The organism is Tepidibacter sp. Z1-5 (genome assembly GCF_037844525.1).
GTDB lineage: Bacteria > Bacillota > Clostridia > Peptostreptococcales > Peptostreptococcaceae > Tepidibacter_A.
Map to the genome: position 1 here is coordinate 1 of NZ_JBBMMD010000011.1, position 23807 is coordinate 23807.

The window sequence follows — 23807 nt, forward strand, 5'->3', positions numbered from 1 at the left end:
TAAAGGAGCTATGTCTAGTGCCTTGATATATTCAATTATAGAAACGGCGAAAGCCAATGGTTTAGTGTCAGAAAAATATCTATTATATTTAATGAATGCGATATCAAAATTGGAAGATATAGACAGAACGAAAGCGAACTTACTAGCACTAATGCCTTGGTCAGATACTTTACCCGAGGAATTGCAAATCAAAAATAAGAAATAAATTTTAAAAATCCAGTATACTAATTTTTCTAGTTAGTTATACTGGATTTTCTATTTCAAGACGGTAAATCTTTGACGGATACATACATTCTATCACTTTTTTCAGTATCTATTTTTTCTCCAGTATTAGCATCCAATGAATACCCTACATTACAACTCTCCGTCTTTAATTCCTAAATATCTATTCAACAGTTATATTATGACTTTTAAAGAACTCTTCTACTTTTTCACTTGAATTTATAACTCCTTTTAAAACCTCTTTTTCCCATAAAGATGTATCTCTACTATATTCTCTTAAATCTTTTCCATAGAAAGTTTCAAGTTCTTTTCTAGTTATAGTAAATGATTGCTTATTTGGGGTATCCAGTTCAAACTCAACTTTATCTACATTCTTTACAAGTATAAATAACGTAGTAGCATTGTTTAAAAATATATTTTCTACACTCTCACTATTCCAATACTTATCAAAATCTTCTTCTTTCAAATTTGAATTTTCTTGTAATCCATAATCTACTTTTATCCCATACGGTTCGGTATTTGTTTGTAATGAAAACTGTTTTACATAGATATTGCCCGGTAAATTGTATAAGATTCCACCTACAGCGCTATTATCTCCAACATAAGAATCTTTATATTCTATTAATTTTTCTATATTTATTTCTTGTATCTTATTTGTACTCTTAGTTTCATTTGATTTGCAAGCTGTGAATAGTGTAAAACCCAAAATCAAAATAAAAACTAAAATAAATATTTTTTTCAAATTAAATCAACCCCATTAAATTATATAGTAAAGCTACACAAATTAATCAATCTAACTTTCCATTTTCAGATCATATATATCTGAAAATTCGATATTGACTTTCTGTTTCATATAATCTTCTTTTTCCGTCGTTAAATTTAAACTTTGATTTATAAATTCATCCTCAACAGGTAGTTTTATAACAAATTCACATCCCTTACCGTATTCACTACTTAAAGATATTGTTCCTCCTTGCATCTCTACTAAAGATTTAACTATAGATAGCCCTATACCGCTCCCCTCATGATTTCTTGTAAACGATTTGTCTACTTGTCTAAACCTATCAAAAACCAAACCAATATCATCCTCTTTTATTCCTATCCCTGTATCCTTTATTACAATCTTAACATTATCAACCTCATCAAATATATTAACAAATATACTCCCACCTTCTGGTGTAAATTTTACAGCATTTGATAATAAATTAAGTATAATTCTATCCATACTTTCTATGTGACAGTTCACTATTTTTTCCTCAACTTCTGTATCAAATTCTATGTATAACCCCTTATTCTCTACATAGTCTATAACTGATAATGTGACATCCTCAACTACAGATACTATATTATATTTATCCATATTTATATCAAAATATCCTGCATCTATTTTAGTAATATCTATTAAATTATTTATTAATCTTAATAATCTATAACCATTCTGCTTTAATGTTTTAAAGCTTTTATTTTGTTTAGGTACGAATGATTCAGATGTATTTTCAAAAAGTTGTATTGTGCCTAAAATTATTGTTAGAGGAGTTCTTAATTCATGTGATAGATTAGCGAAGAATTCATCCTTTATTCTATCATGTTGTATTTGTTCTCTTAATTTTTTTTCCTCTAGACATACTTTTTCCTCTAACTCTAGTATTTTCTTTTTTTCAGTGACATTTCTACATGAAACCAATGCATAGTTATTTCCTTGTACATCTATACTACTCCCAAATATCTCCATATCAATCACTTCGCCATTTTCCCTAAAGAACATTTCTTCTACAACAGGTTCAAAATATCTGCCTTCTTTAGCAGCTTCATATCGTTCTTCTCCTATTGCATCTATATTAAATTTTACGAAATTTTCTACAGGTTTTCCAATTACATCTTGTGCATTTTCGAATCCAAAAATCTCTGCCGCTTTTTTATTTAAATATTTAAACTCTAATTTTCTATGTACAAAAATTGCATTAGGTGATGACTCAACAATTTCTTCAAACAAGCAAAGCTTATTCTCCATTTTATTAATATAAGATTTTATCTTTATATTTATTATTATTGATAATATATTTAAAATTAATAATAAAATAAGTCCTCCTATAACAATAATATAATTCAGCTTAATTTTATATAAATATAAAATCAAACTTAATATTATAGATAAACAATTAATTAAGCTCGATAAAATAATCTGTATTTGTCCTATTTTTTTTAATTTCATCAAAAAGTCCTCCTCAAAGAGATTGCAAATATAATATGTCTATAATTTTGCAGATTATTACATATTAACATTATACATGAAATATATGTATATACTATCGAAATTTATATATATTGAAAATTTCTTATATTTAAATTTAATCTTATTTTATTCATGTTTTAAATTTCAAAAAAAGATGTATATCAAAATATCTATTTTCCTAGATCCTTTTGATATACATCCTGTTTAACTGAATTAAAAACTAATTTAATTTTTAATATATATTTATATCTCCTGATGAAGTATTTATTATTATTTTATTTTTATCATTCCCAACAATTCCTCTTAAAGTATTGTCTTCCTGTTTACCTCTTACCATAATAGGAAAACCACATTCAATATTTCCACTAGAACACTCAGCATCCAAATAAAATTTAGCATCATCTGGCAATTCTATATTTACAGTTCCTGACGAAGTATCTAGATCAATATTATTATCAAATATATTATAATTGACTTCTACTGATCCAGAAGACGATTCACCTTTTAAATCTCCTGTAAAATTATTTAACTCTACATTTCCTGAAGATAAATCTATACATGTAGAATCTGTAACTATATTATCTCCTATTAATGTTCCTGAAGAACTATCATATTTTAAATTTTTAATATTTAGATCTTTTAAACTTGCGTCTCCTGAACTCACATCTATAAAAAGATTATTTAATGTTAATTCATTTTGAATGTTTATATTACTAGAAGATGAATTTATATCTATGTTTTCTTTGTAATTTTTAGGTACAAAAATATCAAGCTTTAAATCAGAATTGAATATACTATATGATTTTGGCCTTTTTACAAATATTAAAAGTTCTTTTCCATTTATTTTGGTTTCAAGTTCAGGCTTAAACGTTGAAATAACATTTCCATAAAAATGAGCTTTGATATTTGCTCTATCCTCAGGAATTATATTAATATCAGAACTTGAAGCTTCAATAGAGATTTGATTTATTACATCTATTTTCTCAACTTTTTCTTGATCTAAATTATTATAATCTTTTTTATTTTTATATGAAACACTAAAGTTATCTTTAAATCCTCCAGTAAAAGATATTATAGTAAATCCTATTCCATAGCAAATTAACATTATAGTTATTAAGTATGTAACAATTTTTTTAATACTCATACAATCCCCTCCTAATTATTTTTTAATTATATCAATGTTGTATTTTAGATATTTAACAGTACCTTTATACGCAAGTTTTGTTAGATATATATCTAAAATAAAAAACAGTATACCTAAAGCAGTTGTTCCTATACCTATAAATCCAGCACCTATAGGGTTAATATTAATGGTAATATTTACTCCAAACACAGGACCGAATATTGCATCTATAAACATTCCTATTCCACCAAAAGTCACCCCTAAAGCTCCTCCAAATAATCCTATCAATACTCCTACCAATCCTATAAATGGTCCTAAAACAAAAATTAAATTAAACAATCCAAGCGCTATGGTTGCAATAACTGCCTTTACTATATTAGTAGGTGTTGGGTTATTTTGTGCATTTTCAATGACAATATTGGCTTTATATGATTTGGCTATTTTTTTAGGATCTCCTAGTTCTTTTGATATTTCATCTTCTGTTTTTCCTCTTCCTAGACCTACGCTAAAATGTTCTTCATAATCATAAATTATTTCATCTATCTCTTCTTTAGATAATCCGTAAAGTTGATTTTTTAAAATATATATAAACTCTTTTTTATTCATTTAAATCCTCCTCATTTATAATACTATTGACACCTTTAATAAAATGATCCCACTCATTAATCAATTCATTTTTTATTTTTTTACCTTCATCCGTTATCTTATAATATTTTCTAGGTGGTCCTTCGCTTGATTCCTTAAGATAGCTTGTAAAATAGCCTTCTTTTTGAAGCCTTCTTAAAAGGGGGTATATTGTTCCTTCTGATATATTTATATATTTTGATATTTTTTCTACTAATTCATATCCATAGCAGTCATTTTTACTAAGTAAAACTAGAACACATAACTCTAAAACACCTTTTTTAAACTGAATATTCATGTTCATTTCCTTTCCTCTATAAGTTTTATTTCCATTTATAGTATATAATACAGTACTGTATATTGCAAGGTACTAAACGAAAAACAATTGATCAATTAAAAAAAACTGTCTCAAAACAGAAATTAATTTCTATTTTGAGACAGCCCCTAATTTAAACTACGCAAATTTTAAAAAATGAGTTTCAAAATTCTATTGAGGATATGAGCATAACATAATGCATATTTTTTATTTAAAAAAGTTTTTAATAAAATCAGGAGCACTGTCTTCCTCAAAACTTCCATAAACTATATTGCTTTTATCCTCTGAATAAAACCCTATAATATACTTTGCGTTTGAATCTGGATCATGATAGTTATTTTCATAATTTCTTAAACACATTTCTATTTTATCTTTATCTAATATATCTAATCTCTTTATGTTTTTATCATTCTGATTTATATATCTACCATATTGATCTCTGTACATCTCATCTAGATTTTCTACTTTTTCAACAGTAGCATAAGCTACTTCCTCTGAAGTAATTCTTGAATTTTTTATATAATCTTTTTCTTCTAACCATTTTTCCAGTTTAATAAAAGATTTATCCCATACCATGTGTATACCATTGTTATACTTATCTTCTTCACTGTCTTCGTTATTATCTTTTTTATTCTCTATTAATGAAATATCTATATCTGACCAATCTTCTTTTTTATCTATCATGTCTTCATATTTTTGATTATTTATTTCATTCTTTAAAATTTCTAAGCATTCTCTAATTTCTTGTTTATCCGTTATATAAGTTACTTTATTACTGTTTTCTACAGGTCTAATTGTTATTTTCTCAACGTCCGAATTATTAACATCAAAAATTCTATTTTTCATTTTTTTATACTCTTTAGATTCATATATAGGCTTTAAATATTTAATGTAATCTTCTTTTGAAATACCATAACTTCTTTTTATTATTCTTCCACTTTTTAATTTATATGCAATAGCAACATTCAGATCTGAGTTATCTTTGTCTAAATTTTGCTTTTTATCATTTATGATTTGCTTATGAAGCTGTTGAATGTTTTTCCAATTATCTTCATCGTAATAAAGTCTTTTTTCTTCAGAATCTCTTAATCTATAAAAACTTTGATCAAAGTATATACTTTCCACTTTGTTTACATCGGGAATATATTTTTCATATCCAATAATATCAAATTTTATTCCTAATAGAAGAATTATTATTATTCCAACATATATACAATATCCTTTTACATTTTTGAAAACTCTTAAAGATTTCTTTATAGTAATTTCTGCAATAAAATATCCAATTAAAGACATAATAAGATACCAACATAATACCCAATGAATATTATTTCTTGATCCTACAAAATACAATCCACCTAATAACATAGTACAAAATGTTATTCCATATTTGAATATAGGCTTAAAGCTTCTAAAAGCAATAGATTGAGATGCTGCTTCTAGATTTCTTTTATTATATAAAATTCTAGATATAATATATAAAATAATATAAATTAATATATATATTAACACTGCTTTCAAGCTCATCATATCTTCATTTGGTACGCAAGGTGCTATAGTTAATGGAGATAGTTTAAATATATTTTCCATTAAATAAGAATCCGCACTAAATCCATATATAAAAATTCCCATATTATAAACTACTAATCCAGTTAACCCTACAGGCAAAAATAAAAATATGTAACTCAATACACCTTGAACAGCTGATATTCCTGTAATCATTCCTACAAGAACTGTAAACATAAAAATTAATGTACTTAAAATTACAGTTATTCCACCCCATCTTAGGATATCTATTGTATATACAAAATCTTTGTAATATTGGTTATAAGTTAGTGTAGAATTTAATATAATGCAAGCAATTGTAGTAACAACTACTGGTAGTATTAAAAGTAATGTACCTACAAATATATGGTTATTATATAAATTTCCTCTTTTTATAGGAAGTGAATGTATCATATCTGATGATTTTTTTATATGTATATATCTAAATAATAAAATAGCTAACAGAACAGGTATAACCCCCATTAAAATCATTGTTTCTCCAGTTTCAAAATCAAACATCCTTTTTATTGGATTTTCTCTATAATATCCATAATTTTCAACTTCACTATTTATCATCAACATTCTCATTGGTATAGTAAGTAATAATCCTAATAAGTAGACTACTCCTACCCAAGAAAATCTTTTAAAATTATTAAATATTACCCCTCTATTAAAAAATGATGTTTTCGATTTCATACCCGATACCCCCCATTTCGTAAATAAATATTTCTTCTAATGTTAGTGGTAAGACATCTAAAATTTTTGGTTCATACTTTTCTAAAGTAGATATTACATTTTCTTTTTTCCCTCTAACAATTAATAAAACAATACTTCCTCTTTCTTCTTTATAAAGTACATCTATATTCCCTAAAAGTTCTTTTGGTATTTCATCAAAAGCAACTTGTATTTTATGAACATCTGATTTTAAATCATCTAAATCCTTTTGAATTATCATATTCCCTTTGTGAAGTATTCCTATATGATCACATATATCTTCAAGTTCTCTTAAATTATGAGATGAAATAAATACTGTCATTTCTCTTTCTGCTACATCTTGAATAATTAGATTTTTTACTTTTTTTCTCATAACAGGGTCTAATCCATCAACTGGCTCATCTAGAATCATAATCTTTGGCATAGTAGAGAAACTTAGCCAGAATGCAACTTGTCTTTGCATACCTTTAGATAAACTATTAATTCTTTTGTTAGTATTGATATTAAAAACTTCTTCTAATCTTTTAAATCTCTCCTCGTTCCAGTTTTTATAAATTCTTTTATAGAATTTAGCCATTTCTTTTATTGTATATTGAGCAAAGAAATAAAGAATATCAGGCATAAATATCATGTCTGATTTTATATCTATATTTTCATATACTTCACTATCATCTATGTATATTTCTCCATTATCTTGTCTATAAATACCTGATAAAAGTTTCAAAAGTGTAGTTTTTCCTGCTCCATTTGAACCTACTAAACCGTATACCGAACCTTTTTCTACACTTAAACTAACGTCTTTTAAAGCTTCAAATCCTTCAAAAGATTTACTTACATTCTTTGCCACAATCATTTCCTTCTCCTCCTCTAACCAAACTTTCAGCCTCTGAAATCATATCTATAATTTCATTTTTATCCATTCCTAAATAAATAGCTTCAGACAAATTCTTAACTAATTCTTTTTTTATATTTGTTAACTTTTCAGAATTTATAATTTGTGATGATGCCATTACAAAACTTCCTTTCCCTTTTATAGAATATATATATCCTTGTCTTTCCAGCTCTCTATATGATTTTTGAATAGTATTTGGGTTAATTGTAAGTTGTGTTGAAAGTGTACGTACTGAAGGTAGTTTTTCATCTACTTTTAATACCTCACTAATTATAAGCTCTTTAAATCGTTCTACTAATTGTTCATATATAGGCAATCTACTTCTTAAATCTAATTCAAACATGTATACCCTCCTTCCGTTCTATCTGTATTATATGTGTTATCTGTATTATTATATATAGTACAGTTTTAATTATAGCTCAATTGTTATATTTTGTAAACACAAAAAATAAAAATCACACCGATTGAAATAAATCTGATTTGATTCACTTCAACTAGTGTGATATTTTATATGCTAAGAGATTATAAAATTTTTGTTATGTAGATAATATTGATGGAAGAACTACACTTCTAAAACAGTTCCTGTACAATTTACAAAGAAATTCTCACAGTTTTGCTCAAACATTTTAGTTGCATTTTCTCCTGTACAGTGAGATACCCCTATAATGTTAATATTCATTTCTTTTAGGCATTCTATGGTTTTACTTATACGCTGTTCATTCGCTTCTACAAGATGTGTTCCTCCTATAACTCCATATATATTCTTACCTGTTCTTTTAGCAATTGTATCGACTATATTTAAAATTCCAGGATGAGAACAACCAAGTAGAACCAAAAGGCCTTTTTTTGTATCCACAGCTAAAACTATTTCATCATCAAAAGGATCTATTATGTATTCTTCTCCTTGCTTAATTTTCATGTTAGGATTGCTTATTTCAAAATCATATTTTTTTTCAAAATTAGTAAAGACATATACATTATCACTAAGCTTTACCATATCATTATTCACATAGTTAATATCTATTTTCTTATCTCTTATAAAAGATTCGTCAAAGTCAATGCCTATATATCTATATTCTGAATCACTAGATGTAAAATCTAGTTTTTGATTTCCATCTGAATAATGGTATTTATCGCTATTTACAAAGAATTTTTCACTTATATACATTTCCGGATGGACATTAAAAGTATCTAAAAATCTTCTAACTCCTCCACAATGATCATAGTGAGCGTGACTAAGTACCAAATAATCTACTTTATTTAAATCAACATGTAAATCTTTTGTATTTTCAATAAAATCTCCTGTTTTTCCTGTATCAAATAAAATATTACACTTTGGTGTTTCTATAAAAAAAGACAATCCATGTTCATTATACAGTTCGTTTTTATCACCCAAAGAATTTTCTATTATTGTTGTAATTTTCATAACCCTCATCCCCTACTTAAATTCATTAGATTTGTGATGCCATTGCCTTAAGTACTGATGCAGATTGATTTAATTTTTCTATAACTTCTGTTATTTCTTCAATAGAAGAAACCTGTTCTTCAAAAACAATATTCGAATCATTAATTTTATCTGATATCTTCATTACTGAATCTTGAATATTTTTTAGTACATCATTTATTTGCTTAATAGATTCACTACTAGATACTGATAGCTTTCTTATTTCACTTGCAACCACACTAAAACCTTTACCTACCTCTCCTGCTCTAGCTGCTTCAATGGCTGCATTTAATCCTAATAGATTTGTCTGACTTGCGATAGTTTGAATGAATTTTAATACTTTATCTGTATTTTGTGCTTCATCATAAGTCTTTTCTATATTTTGTTGTATAGCACCATTAACTAAGGAAACATCTTGTACTCCTTTATTAATTTCATTAATGGATTTCGCTATTTGCTCTAAAGAATCAGACAAGTTCTCGGTTAAACTAAGCATCTCTTTTTGACGTTTTAAACTTTTTGCTATAACAATCGTTCCAACTACTTCTCCATTTTCTTTAACCGGAACGCCTACTGCTTTTACAGAAATACCACAAAGCTCTTTTGGTACAATTATAACTACTGTTTTTTTAGCCTTTAAGCATTCATACGCTGCACAACCAACTGGGATGGTATCCCCCGGTTTTATTCCTAGCTTAATTGTTTCACTATCAACACCTCTTAAAAAATGCTTTGTATTTGAAATAGTAAAAGCAATCTCATCCTCAAAATAATATTGAAAATATGGTATTAAATTATTAAAAGATTTTATAAGTTCATTTTCTTCTAAAGTTGTAATCATGCAGTCACCTCTTTTTAAGATTTTGTATAATTTAATATAAAGTGATTTAAATACTTCTTAAATTATAACATATTTAGTAATATCGAGGTGGTGATTTAACTATTTTATGTTCAGTAAGACCTGTCCAAATAAGAATGTAAACTTTCACTCTCTATTTTTTATTTTAAATTGTTTTTCTCTATACCACTTAAAAATTGCATTAATTCTTTTTGATTTTTTAATATAAATATATTTTTTTCATTTTTATATTTATCTAGTTTCTTTAATATCATATTTCTATTAGATTTTGGAAAATTCCAAATCCATCCGAAAAACTCTAAATCAAATGTTTCAACACAACCTTCTGTTATATCTGGTCTAGATTTATTTTTATACATAAATCTTCGCTTAATAGCTCTTAACAAACAAATATATCTTGAAAAATCAAGAAAAATAATTGTATCAGCATCAATTAAGCGAATATCCATAGTACTTGCATAATTTCCGTCAATAATCCAAGATTTCTTCTTTACTTGTTTTTTTATAATTTCTACCCACTCACTATATTCAGTTTCCACCCAATTACTTTTCCAAAATAATTTATCTAAGTGAATAACCTCTATATTAATGATATTTCCTAATTTTCTTGCTAATGTAGACTTTCCAGCTCCCCCAGAACCAATTATCATTATTTTTTTCAATATATTCACCACGCTTTTAAACTTTATATATACTTTTTCACTCCTTTATTTGTAAATAGATTTTATCATACTATTAATTAATTTTGTATAATTATGGTTAAAGACATGTAATTAATTTCAAATAAATTACAATTATGAATAATATTTAAATAAAAGTACCTAAAAAACATATATAGTACGTAGTCTATAATAGATTAATAAATAAGGGAGGCAAAATTATGAAAAGAATATTTAGTTTTATATTGGCAGTCGCATTAGTACTTCCAATGACTTTAACACCAAGTTATGCTAATTCTAAACATGATTTCATTCCACCTGGCTTAGACACAGATTAAATTACATACCCTTTTTGTTCGATTTATACTTCTTTGTTTTCATTAACATATACATTTTCCTTCAAATAATTATCCAAAATACTCTTTTCATCAGCTTTAACTTCATATATATCCATTCTACTCCCTTTGTTATATAAAAATTTTATTTCATTTTCCTCCCACTCATATTTTTCATATTTTCCCCAAGGTGTTAACTTATTTAATATTCTAATACCACCATACTCAAATCGATCTCTTCCAACACTCAGTACAATCAAACAAAATAATATAAATATAAAATATATTAACATTGATTCCCTACCCATTCTTATTTGCATCAATCGATATTTTACAAATACATCATCATAGTCACCTGATTTTTTAACTATACTTTCCATTCTTTGATCACTAATCATTTCATAAAAACCTATTGAATGCTCATCTCGAAAAGATTTAGTACTGCAAAAGCCATCCATATAAACATAGGTATTAAAGCTAAATACTAAAATGAAAAACACCATTTTTACAATAGTGGACTTCTTATATTTTGCTTTTATAATAACTTTATTTCTTTCTCTATATTGAACTATGACAATATATACAGCATATAAAATATATAATATACCTATTACAAAGAAAAATACATTTTCTTTGTCCATAAAATCGCCCCCTACTATATAACTATATTCCTTACCTAAATTCAATATCCATACATTTAGACTCTATCTCCTACTCTTTTATTTATTCTTAATATCAAATCCTTAGGATATCCTAAATAATCCAATATTTTAATAGCATTTCTAGTATTTGAAACTCCAGATCTTATCTTATAATCAAATTTCAAACCATCTTTCGTAACATCTTCTTTAAAGTAGTATGGCTCATAATTTACTAGCATATTTGTTAGTTCTAGATCATGCGTTGATGCTATGATTATAGAATTTTTAGTGTCTAGATAATTTAATATTTCAATTGCAGCTCCGACTCTTTCAATTGGATTAGTCCCACTAAATATCTCATCTATAATAGCAAGACAACTATATTTTCCTGTGCATTCATGTACTATCCTTTTGATAGCTTCAGCTTCACAAAGATAGTAACTTTTCCCATTAATTAAGCTATCATTTAAACTTATAGACGATATTACTTTATAAAAGCTAGTCTCATACTTATCTGCTAAGCAAGTATATATCGTTTGTGCAAATATAGAGTTTACTCCAATAGTTCTCATAAATGTAGATTTACCACTCATATTTGAACCAGTTATTATAATACTAGTATTCTTCACATCAAATGAATTTTTAATAGGTCTATGGAGTAAAGGGTGATATACCTGTGACATATTTAAAACTTTATTTTCATTTTTAAATACAGGTTCACTAAATAGATTTACATTCTCTCTATATTCACCTATAGAAACAAAACTATCTATCTCACCTATAATCATGTATAGTCTAACAATGTCATTTTTAAATTTCTTAATGTCATCAGCTAATTTAAAATAATTTCTTTCTTTAATTAAAAATAGTATATTTATATAGTCTGCTACTATATCTATTCCTTCTATTTTGAATACTATCGATGTCTTCCTAGATATAATCCTACATATACTATACAATTTCTTTAATTCATCGGAGTATCCTTGAAGCTCTGTATCTAATATATTGCCAAGTTTATAACTAAAACTTATAGTATGACCTAAATACTGTATAACCTCTATTTGTTCCATTATCAAATAACTTATATTATAGTGAGTATATATATTTATAAACCCTATAATAATTAACGAATATATATATAATTTGATTTTTATAAAACAAATTATAATCATATTTATAAATAATAGAACAGGTAGTATATGTACCAACCATTTGAGTTTAGGATTTGGATTTATATTTTTACACAATATACTTGTTGTATCCTTACTCGTCCTACCTATACTATTAAGTATCTTTATTACCTCTTCTTTTTTATGACTATTGTTTTGAAAATAATTTATGTATTTTCCTCTTTGAATTAAATATGCTTTATCAAATAATGGATTCTTTAATATATTATATAAAACCTGTTCGCCAGGAGTTGTAATTGTATAATCTATATTACAAAATACATCATCCATATTTAAATCATTCCATGTATTATCATTAATTCTTGTTTTATCACTTCCAAAATTATTATCAAAAGTTTTCAAATTATTAAAATTTCTTTTTCTCTTAAAATCATATGGATTTATATTTTTTCTAGAAAATTTTTCTTTTATCTTCAATATAAAATAATTTATAACATTCATAAAAAAACTCCTTATTATATATATTTCCTTTAATTTTTTAAGTGTTTTCAAAATCTAAATACACTAATATTATACACAAAACCCATTCCTTTTCCTATTTTTTACATGTATTTTTATTGAATACAAAAAACTTCAATGCATAGCATCGAAGCCCTTAATTAAAAATCTAATAACTTAATTTTTCATTTATACTTTAGTGTACATATTGTATACGATTCACTCTTTTATTTGGATATTATCTCTACTCCATCTTCAGTTACAAGAAGTGTATGTTCCCATTGTGCTGAAAGTGCTCCATCAGCAGTAAATGCTGTCCATCCATTCTTTTTATCTACAAATATTCTATGACTTCCACCATTTATCATAGGTTCAATAGTAAATACCATACCTGGTACTAAAAGCATACCTGATCCTCTTTTTCCAAAATGATAAACAAAAGGTTCTTCATGAATAGCAATTCCAACTCCATGCCCTCCAAACTCCCTAACTACAGAATATCCATTACTTTCTGCATGTTCTTGAATAACTGCACCTATATCTCCTAAACAGGTTTTCCACGGTTTAATCTCATCTATTCCTTTATATAAGCACTCTTTAGTTACATCAACAATTCTTCTAGCTTCAGCACTCACCTTACCAATTTCAAACATTCTTGATGCATCTGAATAGTATCCATTAAGCATAGTGGTTGCATCAACATTTATGATATCTCCCTCTTTAAGAATTGTATTTTTGCTGGGTATGCCATGGCACACTTCATTGTTAACCGATGTACAAATACTCTTTGGAAAACCATTATAATTAAGATCCGCTGGTCTTCCTCCACGAGATACTGTGTACTCATGCGCTATTGTATTTATTTCTTCTGTGCTCATTCCCGCTCTAATATTCTTATTAATAGCATCTAAAAGACCATTGTTAATTTTAGCACTTTCTCTTATCCCTTCAATTTGTTCATTGTTTTTAATTATATGTTTTGTTGGAACTCTATATCCTTCTTGTCTTAATTTTTTTAATTTCTCATCAAAATCCACATGGCACTTTTTATATTTTAGTCCACTACCACACCAACATTTATCATTTCTATTTAAACTCATATGCCCTCTCCTTATTTATATATTTAACCATATGTTAAATATATTACTTAATTATATTTTCATTTTAAATAAAAGTAATATCCACTAGGTATATTTTACCACAACGTACAGTTATTATTTGCTTTTATGTATAACTTAGTTGCAAATCTAGTTAACTTATCAATGTTATTCACAAGTCGAAAGTCATATAGTTTCCTTGGATGTAAAAAAAATCGAAGTAAAATTCGAGAACTTCACTTCGATTTTTTAGTTAAAACTTATTTATTTTTTAATGCTTTTTAATTTAATCTATACACTACTGATCCTACTAAATTAAAGTGTTTAACTAATATATAATAATTATTCGTTTATATAAGTACCTACTATTTCTCCATAATATAATACATGATAGTCCTCATTTGAATATTTTTTCTCTTTTATTTCACTATCAATTATACATTTAGGATCCATTTCTTGTTTATAAACTATTTTACACTCAATATGAAGATCACATTCTTCTATTATAGGTGAATTTATATTTTTGCTATCTACTGCATTTATATTAGATTCTTTAAATTTATCTATATCTCTACCTGATTTAGTTCCACATATACTTAATGCTTCTTTTAACTGTCCTTTTAGTGGAAAGCTTACAGAAAAATCTTTAGCATTTTCTATTAATTTATATGTATGTCTTGAGTATCTTACCATTGCAGTAAAAACAGGCTTATTCCACATAAAACCTAAATTTCCCCAAGCTATTGTCATTGTATTTACATTTCCATCATTATCTTTAACATTTAAAAAAGCTCCCTTTTGAAGCTGATCCAAAAGTTCTTTAGATAATTCATTATATTTTATTTCCTTCACAAAATCACTCCTTAAAATTTATATTTATATTCTATACATAATTTAATATATATTAAATTTACCACTTAGTCACAGAGCTATCAAGCTAAGAAACATATTTTCTTTAAATAGTTTTTTACAATCAAAAATCCTAGTCACGAGTAACTCTTGTCGTTGGGTAGGCTAATTGAATATTCTCTTCATCTCTAAATATTCTAAGAATATCTTCCCATATATCATTCACAGTATTACGCATTTGACGTGGTGGACACAAGTATCTCATAGTTAACTGTATTCCACTTTCTTTAACATCTGTATATACAATTGGAGTTAAGTTATTATAATGAATCATATAATCTTTTTTTGCTTCATCTACGCTTCTAGAGGCTTCATCAGATAAGTGTAAAGAATGTTTATTGCTTACATCCGTCAAAATTGTTTTAGCCTTTTCCCAATCACTTTCAAAAGTAATAAGTACCTTTATTTCACTCCAAATATATTTAAACCCTTTATTATAGTTAATTAAGGAATGTGAAAAAATGTAATGGTTTGGAATAATAGCAATACGCCCTGTACTCTGCTCGCCATTCTCAAAAGATGACACCTCCATTAAACTAAACTGAAACATCCTTATATCAATAACATCCCCTTTTTGATTATTTATACTTATACGATCACTTACTTTAAATGGTTTTTTTATAATGATAAATACCCATGCTGCAATATTTGAAAATAGATTTTTTAAAGCAATAGCAATACCAGCTGATACAAGCCCTAAGTAGGTTGTTAAACTAGTTGCAGAATTCGACCAAAGAAATATACAAACAATAACAAAAATAGAACTAAAAAAATAATAAACTCTTTTTCTAACTAAATAATATTTATTATTATCATCAATATTAGTATAAATAATATGATTAATAATTTTAATACTTAACATAATAGCTATAAAGGCTATAAAAGTCCAGAAAACCTTTATCACCAAATCATTTCCATTTATATATGTAAAAATTGAATTCATCAGTGTAACTCCTCCCAATATAGATTATCATTTATATACATACTATATCGGTTTTAAGCAAATGATTCTATATTTTTTATATATTTTCCAATCCTGTACCGTTTACCCAAGTGTTTAATATATTGATGCATGTTAAAATGTTATATGCTGTAAACCCCTATATTATAATCACCTCCTAAATCATTAACTATACTTTCTATCTCTAAATCCACCTACTTAACATATTATGTGTATTCTTTATAACTAAATATAAGAACGCCACTCCTAAAATAATGCACATTAAAATGTTAGCTACTTTTGGTTAACGTTTTACTAAAACGTTGACGAAGTAGCGTTATTTTAATGTGTGTTATTTTAAGATTAAGAATAAATAATTCATCAATTTTTCCATACCAATATTATATATCAAAATATGTATTTTTCATTATAAAATGTAAAACATTCCATAAAATAATAAAAAAAGACTCCGATGTACAAAACATCAAAGCCCCTACGCATTCCATTATCTTTACATACATCCGTTTTCATCAACCACTAATTTATTAAACATATGTCTAAGTGTGTCACACTCTCTTAAATCCTCAAAAACTATATCCGCCTGTTTTTTGTTATATCTATTACCCATTATCATAATTAGGTCTTTACCTACACTTTCTGCTCCAAGTACTGCTTTTTTAAAGCTTGTTTCAATTGAAAAGAAATACACTATTCCTTCATCCCTAACAGGCAATATACTTGACATTTCTGTATCTTCTACACCTGCACAGTCAATACAGATATCTACTTCTTCTCCATCATTACATCTTAATACCTCAGCTAAAACCTTAGTTGAATTTTTAGTATCTTCAACTATTATTTCATTACAAAATCCTGTATAATTGAGAATTTGCTTATCTTTTTCGTTTTTTACAATACCTATAACCTTCCCACTTTGGCCAACTGCCTTTTTACATTCATAACAGCAAAATAATCCTGATTTTTCTGCTGCTCCTAGTATTAATACGATTTCTCCCTTTTTAACCAATTTTCTGGTCTGAGCAGGTACTCCTGCAATCTCAAGAGCCGCATGTTTTTCGTATTCACATAGTTCCAAAATCCAACCCCCTTTTTCTGCTAGCTGCTGTTTAACTTATTTTTCTTTTACACTAATAAATATGATGTGCTATACATTTATATGCAAAAATTCGCGTTATGCTATTGCATAGCTCATATCACCAACGAGTCCTAACGGGCTCCGTTGCTTAAAAATAGTTGCAAATCTAGCTTTTTAATCAATATTATTCGTAGATTGTAAATTATATAATTTACTTATAAATAAAAAAATATGCTATCTAAAATTTTAGATAGCATATTTTTGCTTAATTATTTGAACATATTAGTTTTTCTTACACTTCTCCAGTCCAAATCTCCTCTTTCAATAGCTTTTATGAATATCTCAGCACTTGCTAAGTTAGTAGCTACTGGAACATAATGAACATCACACAATCTTATTAAAGCTTGTATATCCGGCTCATGAGGTTGAGCTTCTAGTGCATCTCTTAAAAATATAACTAAATCCATATCTTCTTCTGCAATTTTTGCGCCTATTTGCTGATCTCCACCTAACGGTCCAGATAAAAACCTGTTTATATTAAGTCCAGTTGCATCTTGAATCCTAAGTCCTGTAGTTCCAGTAGCATATAAATCGTGTTTTTCTAGTATATGTTTATATGCTATTGTAAAATTAACCATAGTTTCTTTTTTTCTATCATGAGCTATTAGAGCTATATTCATATATACACTCCCCTTAAAAGTTTATCTTTTTTCTTCTCATAGATACATTTAATACTATTCCAAGAGCCATCATACTTGTAACCAAAGAACTTCCACCATAACTAACAAAAGGAAGAGTAACTCCAGTAACAGGCATAAGACCTATAGCCATTCCTATATTTTGAACAATTTGATACAAAAACATAAATAATACTCCCATTGTTATTAACGTTCCATAAAAATCCTTTGAATTTTTTGCTATTTTAATTACTCTATTCAAAAACAATAAAAATAACAAAGCTAATATAATTCCACCAATTAAACCCAATTCTTCCCCTAATACAGCGAATATAAAATCAGTTTCTTGTACAGGAAGAAAATCATATTGATTCTGAGTTCCTTTAAAAAGACCTTTTCCAAATATCTTTCCAGATCCTATAGCTACCATAGATTGAATAACCTGATAATTTCCAGGATATTTAGGATCACCAGGATGCAGGAAAGCATCTATTCTAACCCTTTGGTGTGGTTTTAAGAAATTATATACTATAGGTATAGACACTATACCTGTAATCGATGTATAAGCTATTATCTTATAATTAAGACCTGCAATAAACATCATACCAAATATTATAGATATAAATACTATTGCCGTTCCTAGATCCGGCTGTTTTAAAATCAATATAAGTAATGGTGCGGCATATCCAATTATAGGCAACAAATCTTTAAATGTGTTCAATTTATCTTTTTTATTTTCCATAAACTTAGCAAAGCTTATTATAAATCCCAACTTAACAATTTCTGAGGTTTGAATATTTATTGGTCCTAATTTAATCCATGAAGTAGCACCTGCATGAGATACTCCTAGCCCTGGAATATAAACCGCCAACAACAAAAATATATTTAATCCGTATATATACTTATGGTACATTCCTATCTTATTATAGTCAAACAAAAGCATAATAAATATTATTATAGAACCTATCACAAATGATATAGCCTGAACTTGAAGTTGTTTAAAACTTCCCGAATCGTTAACGTGTGTTGCACTACTTATAACAACCATTCCTATTGAAAATATAGCTATTATAATAGTAACCAATATCCAATCAATATCCTTAAACATTTTTAACTCTATCTTCAACGTCATCACCTACTTAAAAAAATTCGTCTAGTCGCTACTCGCTGACTCATAAAAATATTATTGGGAAATCCTATACGGATTCCCCAATAATGTTTTTATCTTATTCCTTCTCTTACTTTTTTTATAGGTATGTTTGCAATAAGCGCAGACACAGGAGCATCATCATCTGAATTTCTAGACTTTGCAACTCTAACTTCTAAGCCACTTTCATCAATTTCTATATATTCAGATATAACATTTATAATGTCTCCTTTTATCATCTCTAGAAATTTGGAAGAACAATCTACTCTATCATGAACCAACACTAATTTAAGCCTTTCTTTGGCTACATTCTTGCTGGTTTTAGATTCATTTCCAAATATCTTAAATAAATCTAACAAAGCTTCGCCCCCTATCTAGCTATACCAAATATTTTTTTCAATTTATCCATAAAAGAACCTTGTGTCTCCATATTTAAAAATGGAACTTGATCTCCCATTATTCTTTGACAAACATTTCTGTACGCTTGTCCAGCTAATGACTTAGAATCAGTAACAGCAGGTTCCCCCTTATTAGTAGATATTATAACACTTTCATCATCAGGAATAACTCCTAACAAATCTATAGCTAATATATCTATTATATCTTCCATATTCATCATATCTCCACGCTTAACCATCTCAAGTCTAATCCTGTTGATTATTAATTCTGGATCATGTATTTCATTAGCCTCTAACAATCCTATTATTCTATCTGCATCTCTAACAGCAGAAACTTCAGGAGTTGTAACTACCACTGCTCTATTTGCTCCAGCTATTGCATTTTTAAATCCTTGCTCAATCCCAGCAGGACAATCAATTAATGCATAATCAAATGACTCTCTTAATGAATCACACAGCTTTTTCATCTGGTCTGGAGTTATAGCATTTTTGTCCCTAGTTTGAGCAGCAGGTAAAAGATATAAATTCTCAAATCTCTTATCCTTTATAAGTGCTTGTTTTAATCTACAAGTACCTTCAACTACATCTACAATATCATAAACTATTCTATTTTCAAGACCCATTACAACGTCTAAATTTCTAAGACCAATATCAGCATCAACAACTACAGTTTTTTTACCAGAAAGGCTCAGAGCTGTTCCTAAGTTAGCAGTAGTCGTAGTCTTTCCAACTCCACCTTTACCTGATGTGATTACAATAACTTCACTCACAATACTACCCCCATTCGTGCATATTAACTATCTTTTATTTAAATATGGATCTATTACTATACAATTATCCTTTATAAATGCTATTTCAGGATAATTAGGCTTTTGGAACTCCTCATCAGGCGCTATAGATATTAAGTTTTCAATCCTAAGCTGCATAGGATTTAAATCATATGCAACAACAAAGGCATCTTTATTTCCATTAGCTCCTGCATGAACAACACCTCTTAAGCATCCCATTATAATGACATTACCATAAGCTACTATTTGAGCCCCTGGATTTACATCTCCTATAATAACTACATTTCCTTTAAACTCAATTTTCATTCCAGATCTTAAAGTAGCTTTAACAAATTTAGTTTGACCTTCATATATTCCATCAAATACTGATTGTTCTTCCACAAACTCTATTTGAAATTTACTACTTATAATTTCTTTAAGCTCTATCTGTTGAATATCTGTAATTGTATCACTATTAATAGAAGTTATTTTTGCCCCTATAAAAAATCTTCCAGCGCATTCAATCTTCTGTAGTATTTCTTGTTTGACCTGCTCAAAGTCATCACAATTTTTTATATTTATGACTAATCCCTTTTTACTTCCTTTGAATTCTACATTATCTTTTCTTAAATTTCTTTTATTCCCTTTAAATTCTATTACATCTCCTAAAGCCATATGATTTCCTCCAAAAGATTATATATTTTTATTATTCTTCAAAAACTATATAAATCCTTCTTTTTATCTTTTTAATTCTTCCTTCATATTTAATTCTTCTTTAACCTCATAATCATCTTCATTTTTTGTAAGCCCAAAATACTCAACCATTATATCCCTAGCTATGGGAGATGCATAACCTCCATGTCCTCCCTGAAATATAAGTGATACAACGGCTATTTCTGGATCATCATAAGGTGCAAATGACACAAACCAAGCAAAGTTATCATAAGTATCCTTAAATCTGTTTATTTCATCATAATTAAGACGAGGATTTAGCTTATATAAAGCTTTTCTTATATAATAATCCTTACTGTACTTGCTATTATCTGCTTTTTCATATTTATCAGCAAGAGCTAAAGCCTCCGAAGTACTAACTCCAAAACTTGACATATGAGAAACTAAATATTCAACTTCATCAGCAGTTGGAATTCTACCACTTTTTTGTGCAGTACCAGTTTTTGCTCCAACCTTAATTGGAAATTTTCCAAAAACTTTCTTTGCTGTTCCCTGCTCAGTAACTCTTAGCATACCTTTTTTAATTTCTTCTAAGTTCAAATCATCGTTTAAAGGTATTTTTTCTCTTTCAACATTACTCTTGTCTATATTCATTTTATCATATGACTCTGTTTTATCAACTACAGTAACTTTATTTTTATATCCTCCATTAACAAGTCCGGATATATAATTTGCCATTTGAAGTGGTGTATATGCATTTGAACCTTGACCTATAGATATATTGAATGTATCCCCTTTAGTCCACTTAGATTGATTAAAATAACTATACTTAATCAAATCGGTAACTTCACCTATTTTATCTTCTTTTATTTTAAGCTTTTCTAATCTCTTTAACAAAGTATTTCTACTTGGATTTTTATCCATCCAGCTAACTATTTCATCTATTCTTTTTTCATACTCTTCTTTATTTGAACCATTTATATCTTCAAAATAAGTTTTGAGTTTTCTATCAAGAGCATATTTAAGAGATTTTTTAGTTCTATCAAACTTAGATTCTGGATTTGGAACTTTACCAGGAATTTCTTCTATTTCAATTCCAGTTCTTTCATCAAGTCCAAATAATCTTGCATATCTAAGTATCTCATCTACGTTCATTTTTACAGGAAGGGGTTTTTCTTTTGAATAATCATATCCTACACTTACACTGTACATATAATAGTTACAAGACTGTTCTATTGCTTTGTACAGATTAGTCGCTCCATGACTTCCCCTGCTTTCATTCCATATCCAACATCCAAATGATTTATTTCCAAGCATTATATGACCTTTATCATATATTTCATAATTTGGATCTAGCCCATTATCTATAGCAGCAAGTCCAGTTATCATCTTAAATATAGAACCAGGCTGAACAAAAGTCATTGTAGCTATATTATAAAGAGGCTTTGCTTCAAGTGGATTATTTTTATTTTCAGGTAAAAGCTTATTCATATCCTCAGTGGTTATACCTGTTGCAAATAAATTAGGATCATAGTCTGGATAGCTAGCCATAGCTAAAATTTCTCCTGTTTTAACATCAAGTGCAACAACAGCACCTGAAGTAGCATTGTTATATATTTTTTTACCATCGTTTAATCTATAATCTCCCCAAGGACTTTCATAATTTCCTCCAACCTGTATGGTTTTTAATGCTTTTTCAAGAGAATCTTCTGCTACTTTTTGTAAATCCTTGTCTATTGTTAAATAAACAGTATCTCCAGCTTTAGGAGACTGTATATTAATCTTTTCTATGAGTCTTCCAGCTGAATCAACTATAACTTTTTTATATCCTTTTTCTCCATGAAGCTTATCTTCGAATGTTTTCTCAATACCTGTTTTTCCTATCATGTCACTTATACTATATCCTTTATCAGTAGTATAAGTATCTATTTCTTTTTGTTGAGATATTTTACCTATTTGTCCAAGTATATGAGATGCTAAATTTTCATTTGGATAATATCTAATAGGCTCAGTTTCTATACTAACTCCAGGAATTTCTATTGCAAGTTCTTCTATTTCTGCAACCGTCTCTTTTTTAACATCAATAGCAAGCTTTATAGGCTGATACTGTAAGTATCCTTGTGACTTAAGTAAATCTCTGAATAAAAGTATTTTTCTAGCTTTATCATCATTTAAACTTTCATCAATATTAAAATACTCTTTTAATCTATTAAATGCTTCCTCTGCGCTTATAATTTCCTCTTTTTTTGTATATTTATATAACCATTGACTTTTTTTTATATTTTCTGCGAATTCCCACTCAGAAACATATATAGGAGGATAGTATCCTTTTTCATTCAGCAGTTTCTGTAAGTCATATCCAGTAGCCTTATCATCTACGGTAATAACGCCTTCATCTACTAATCTATCTACTATATGATAAAAACTTTTTTTAGCATTATAATTTAAAGGAATGTCATTTTTAGTTTTCCACTCCTCAATATTTTTATCATAAGTATACACAAACTTTCCATTTTCCTTTATTATAGGGAATTCATCTATGTACTTTTCTCCGTTTTTCTCTAATACATTTATAACCTTTTGGCCAACTTCATTTGCATCAGCTTGTTCTATTTCATTTTTAAGGAGTTGAACAGTAAAAGACGCTCTATTTCCCGCAAGCAATCTTCCATACCTATCCCTTATTTCTCCTCTAGGACTTTCTACTAGTATTTTTTTATATACCTTATTTTGAGCCTGCTCAAAATAGTGATCACCCTTTATAATAGTCATATATCCTAGTTTTAATATAATAATAGAAAATATGACAACAAAAGAAACTCTTAAAACATCATATCTATCCTTAATTTTTTTATTTATCATATAATCACCA

24 protein-coding genes are annotated in these 23807 nt (G+C 27.6%); 1 reads left to right on the plus strand and 23 read right to left on the minus strand.

Features of this window, described 5'->3' with window-relative positions; genetic code table 11:
• Positions 1 to 205: transposase domain-containing protein (locus tag WJW32_RS02665; RefSeq protein WP_340254585.1), on the plus strand; the 205-nt coding region annotated here is incomplete at its 5' end.
• Positions 206 to 385: 180 nt separating this feature from the next.
• Here WJW32_RS02665 and WJW32_RS02670 read toward each other — a convergent pair.
• From WJW32_RS02670 to WJW32_RS02780, 23 genes are all read right to left on the minus strand, one after another.
• Positions 386 to 964, minus strand: a complete 579-nt coding sequence (locus tag WJW32_RS02670; RefSeq protein WP_340254588.1) for a DUF4825 domain-containing protein — start codon at positions 962 to 964, stop codon at positions 386 to 388.
• Between the two features lie 51 nt (positions 965 to 1015).
• On the minus strand, positions 1016 to 2434 hold the full coding sequence (locus tag WJW32_RS02675; RefSeq protein WP_340254591.1) for a PAS domain-containing sensor histidine kinase: 1419 nt from the start codon (positions 2432 to 2434) through the stop codon (positions 1016 to 1018).
• 253 nt (positions 2435 to 2687) lie between these two features.
• Positions 2688 to 3599 carry a DUF4097 family beta strand repeat-containing protein gene (locus WJW32_RS02680; RefSeq protein ID WP_340254594.1) on the minus strand — a complete coding sequence of 304 codons (912 nt, stop codon included), beginning with the start codon at positions 3597 to 3599 and terminating at the stop codon, positions 2688 to 2690.
• A 15-nt stretch (positions 3600 to 3614) separates the two neighbouring features.
• Positions 3615 to 4184, minus strand: a complete 570-nt coding sequence (locus tag WJW32_RS02685; protein ID WP_340254597.1) for an HAAS signaling domain-containing protein — start codon at positions 4182 to 4184, stop codon at positions 3615 to 3617.
• Positions 4177 to 4500: a PadR family transcriptional regulator gene (locus tag WJW32_RS02690; RefSeq protein ID WP_340254697.1), complete on the minus strand. Its 324-nt coding sequence runs from the start codon at positions 4498 to 4500 to the stop codon at positions 4177 to 4179. The genes WJW32_RS02685 and WJW32_RS02690 overlap by 8 nt, the downstream gene beginning before the upstream one ends.
• Positions 4501 to 4725: 225 nt before the next feature.
• Positions 4726 to 6756, minus strand: a complete 2031-nt coding sequence (locus WJW32_RS02695; RefSeq protein WP_340254600.1) for a DUF6449 domain-containing protein — start codon at positions 6754 to 6756, stop codon at positions 4726 to 4728.
• Complete coding sequence (locus WJW32_RS02700) at positions 6731 to 7627, minus strand: ABC transporter ATP-binding protein (protein WP_340254603.1); 897 nt, start codon at positions 7625 to 7627, stop codon at positions 6731 to 6733. Before WJW32_RS02700 ends, WJW32_RS02695 begins: the two co-directional genes overlap by 26 nt.
• Positions 7602 to 8009, minus strand: a complete 408-nt coding sequence (locus tag WJW32_RS02705) for a GntR family transcriptional regulator (RefSeq protein ID WP_340254606.1) — start codon at positions 8007 to 8009, stop codon at positions 7602 to 7604. The genes WJW32_RS02700 and WJW32_RS02705 overlap by 26 nt, the downstream gene beginning before the upstream one ends.
• Positions 8010 to 8228: 219 nt before the next feature.
• Positions 8229 to 9092: an MBL fold metallo-hydrolase gene (locus WJW32_RS02710; protein WP_340254609.1), complete on the minus strand. Its 864-nt coding sequence runs from the start codon at positions 9090 to 9092 to the stop codon at positions 8229 to 8231.
• 25 nt (positions 9093 to 9117) lie between these two features.
• Entirely contained in the window at positions 9118 to 9951 is an 834-nt protein-coding gene (locus WJW32_RS02715) for a methyl-accepting chemotaxis protein (RefSeq protein WP_340254612.1), read from the minus strand.
• Positions 9952 to 10109: 158 nt separating this feature from the next.
• Positions 10110 to 10631 (minus strand): DNA topology modulation protein, encoded by a 522-nt coding sequence (locus tag WJW32_RS02720; RefSeq protein WP_340254615.1) that lies wholly within the window; start codon positions 10629 to 10631, stop codon positions 10110 to 10112.
• Positions 10632 to 10989: 358 nt separating this feature from the next.
• Positions 10990 to 11604, minus strand: coding sequence for a hypothetical protein (locus WJW32_RS02725; RefSeq protein ID WP_340254618.1), 615 nt, complete (start codon positions 11602 to 11604; stop codon positions 10990 to 10992).
• Positions 11605 to 11660: 56 nt separating this feature from the next.
• A complete protein-coding gene (locus tag WJW32_RS02730) occupies positions 11661 to 13235 on the minus strand; it encodes a MutS-related protein (RefSeq protein ID WP_340254621.1) in 1575 nt (524 codons plus the stop codon).
• Positions 13236 to 13459: 224 nt separating this feature from the next.
• Positions 13460 to 14332, minus strand: a complete 873-nt coding sequence (locus tag WJW32_RS02735) for a methionyl aminopeptidase (RefSeq protein WP_340254624.1) — start codon at positions 14330 to 14332, stop codon at positions 13460 to 13462.
• A gap of 339 nt (positions 14333 to 14671) precedes the next feature.
• A complete protein-coding gene (locus WJW32_RS02740; RefSeq protein WP_340254627.1) occupies positions 14672 to 15181 on the minus strand; it encodes a flavin reductase family protein in 510 nt (169 codons plus the stop codon).
• A gap of 130 nt (positions 15182 to 15311) precedes the next feature.
• Positions 15312 to 16181, minus strand: a complete 870-nt coding sequence (locus tag WJW32_RS02745) for a mechanosensitive ion channel family protein (RefSeq protein WP_340254630.1) — start codon at positions 16179 to 16181, stop codon at positions 15312 to 15314.
• Between the two features lie 508 nt (positions 16182 to 16689).
• Entirely contained in the window at positions 16690 to 17274 is a 585-nt protein-coding gene (locus WJW32_RS02750; RefSeq protein WP_340254633.1) for a hypothetical protein, read from the minus strand.
• 269 nt (positions 17275 to 17543) lie between these two features.
• Positions 17544 to 17954: a methylglyoxal synthase gene (gene mgsA, locus WJW32_RS02755; protein WP_340254636.1), complete on the minus strand. Its 411-nt coding sequence runs from the start codon at positions 17952 to 17954 to the stop codon at positions 17544 to 17546.
• Between the two features lie 13 nt (positions 17955 to 17967).
• The gene (gene rodA / locus WJW32_RS02760) at positions 17968 to 19083 is read right to left on the minus strand and encodes a rod shape-determining protein RodA (protein WP_445330196.1); all 1116 of its coding nucleotides are present in this window, start codon (positions 19081 to 19083) and stop codon (positions 17968 to 17970) included.
• An 89-nt stretch (positions 19084 to 19172) separates the two neighbouring features.
• Positions 19173 to 19457: a cell division topological specificity factor MinE gene (gene minE / locus WJW32_RS02765; protein WP_340254639.1), complete on the minus strand. Its 285-nt coding sequence runs from the start codon at positions 19455 to 19457 to the stop codon at positions 19173 to 19175.
• 11 nt (positions 19458 to 19468) lie between these two features.
• Positions 19469 to 20266 carry a septum site-determining protein MinD gene (gene minD, locus WJW32_RS02770; RefSeq protein WP_340254641.1) on the minus strand — a complete coding sequence of 266 codons (798 nt, stop codon included), beginning with the start codon at positions 20264 to 20266 and terminating at the stop codon, positions 19469 to 19471.
• Positions 20267 to 20293: 27 nt separating this feature from the next.
• Complete coding sequence (minC, locus tag WJW32_RS02775) at positions 20294 to 20938, minus strand: septum site-determining protein MinC (protein ID WP_340254643.1); 645 nt, start codon at positions 20936 to 20938, stop codon at positions 20294 to 20296.
• 63 nt (positions 20939 to 21001) lie between these two features.
• Positions 21002 to 23797 (minus strand): penicillin-binding transpeptidase domain-containing protein, encoded by a 2796-nt coding sequence (locus WJW32_RS02780; RefSeq protein ID WP_340254646.1) that lies wholly within the window; start codon positions 23795 to 23797, stop codon positions 21002 to 21004.
• Positions 23798 to 23807 lie beyond the last annotated feature (10 nt).

Excerpts from the sequence above, each read along its gene's own strand:
- mgsA (WP_340254636.1), bottom strand. The coding sequence starts at position 17,954 with ATGAATATAGCTCTAATAGCTCATGATAGAAAAAAAGAAACTATGGTT.
- WJW32_RS02680 (WP_340254594.1), bottom strand. The coding sequence starts at position 3,599 with ATGAGTATTAAAAAAATTGTTACATACTTAATAACTATAATGTTAATT.
- WJW32_RS02725 (WP_340254618.1), bottom strand. The coding sequence starts at position 11,604 with ATGGACAAAGAAAATGTATTTTTCTTTGTAATAGGTATATTATATATT.
- WJW32_RS02675 (WP_340254591.1), bottom strand. The coding sequence starts at position 2,434 with ATGAAATTAAAAAAAATAGGACAAATACAGATTATTTTATCGAGCTTA.
- WJW32_RS02705 (WP_340254606.1), bottom strand. The coding sequence starts at position 8,009 with ATGTTTGAATTAGATTTAAGAAGTAGATTGCCTATATATGAACAATTA.
- WJW32_RS02745 (WP_340254630.1), bottom strand. The coding sequence starts at position 16,181 with ATGAATTCAATTTTTACATATATAAATGGAAATGATTTGGTGATAAAG.
- WJW32_RS02780 (WP_340254646.1), bottom strand. The coding sequence starts at position 23,797 with ATGATAAATAAAAAAATTAAGGATAGATATGATGTTTTAAGAGTTTCT.
- WJW32_RS02735 (WP_340254624.1), bottom strand. The coding sequence starts at position 14,332 with ATGAGTTTAAATAGAAATGATAAATGTTGGTGTGGTAGTGGACTAAAA.
- WJW32_RS02690 (WP_340254697.1), bottom strand. The coding sequence starts at position 4,500 with ATGAATATTCAGTTTAAAAAAGGTGTTTTAGAGTTATGTGTTCTAGTT.
- rodA (WP_445330196.1), bottom strand. The coding sequence starts at position 19,083 with ATGACGTTGAAGATAGAGTTAAAAATGTTTAAGGATATTGATTGGATA.
- WJW32_RS02715 (WP_340254612.1), bottom strand. The coding sequence starts at position 9,951 with ATGATTACAACTTTAGAAGAAAATGAACTTATAAAATCTTTTAATAAT.
- WJW32_RS02710 (WP_340254609.1), bottom strand. The coding sequence starts at position 9,092 with ATGAAAATTACAACAATAATAGAAAATTCTTTGGGTGATAAAAACGAA.
- WJW32_RS02685 (WP_340254597.1), bottom strand. The coding sequence starts at position 4,184 with ATGAATAAAAAAGAGTTTATATATATTTTAAAAAATCAACTTTACGGA.
- WJW32_RS02700 (WP_340254603.1), bottom strand. The coding sequence starts at position 7,627 with ATGATTGTGGCAAAGAATGTAAGTAAATCTTTTGAAGGATTTGAAGCT.
- minC (WP_340254643.1), bottom strand. The coding sequence starts at position 20,938 with ATGGCTTTAGGAGATGTAATAGAATTTAAAGGGAATAAAAGAAATTTA.
- WJW32_RS02695 (WP_340254600.1), bottom strand. The coding sequence starts at position 6,756 with ATGAAATCGAAAACATCATTTTTTAATAGAGGGGTAATATTTAATAAT.
- WJW32_RS02730 (WP_340254621.1), bottom strand. The coding sequence starts at position 13,235 with ATGAATGTTATAAATTATTTTATATTGAAGATAAAAGAAAAATTTTCT.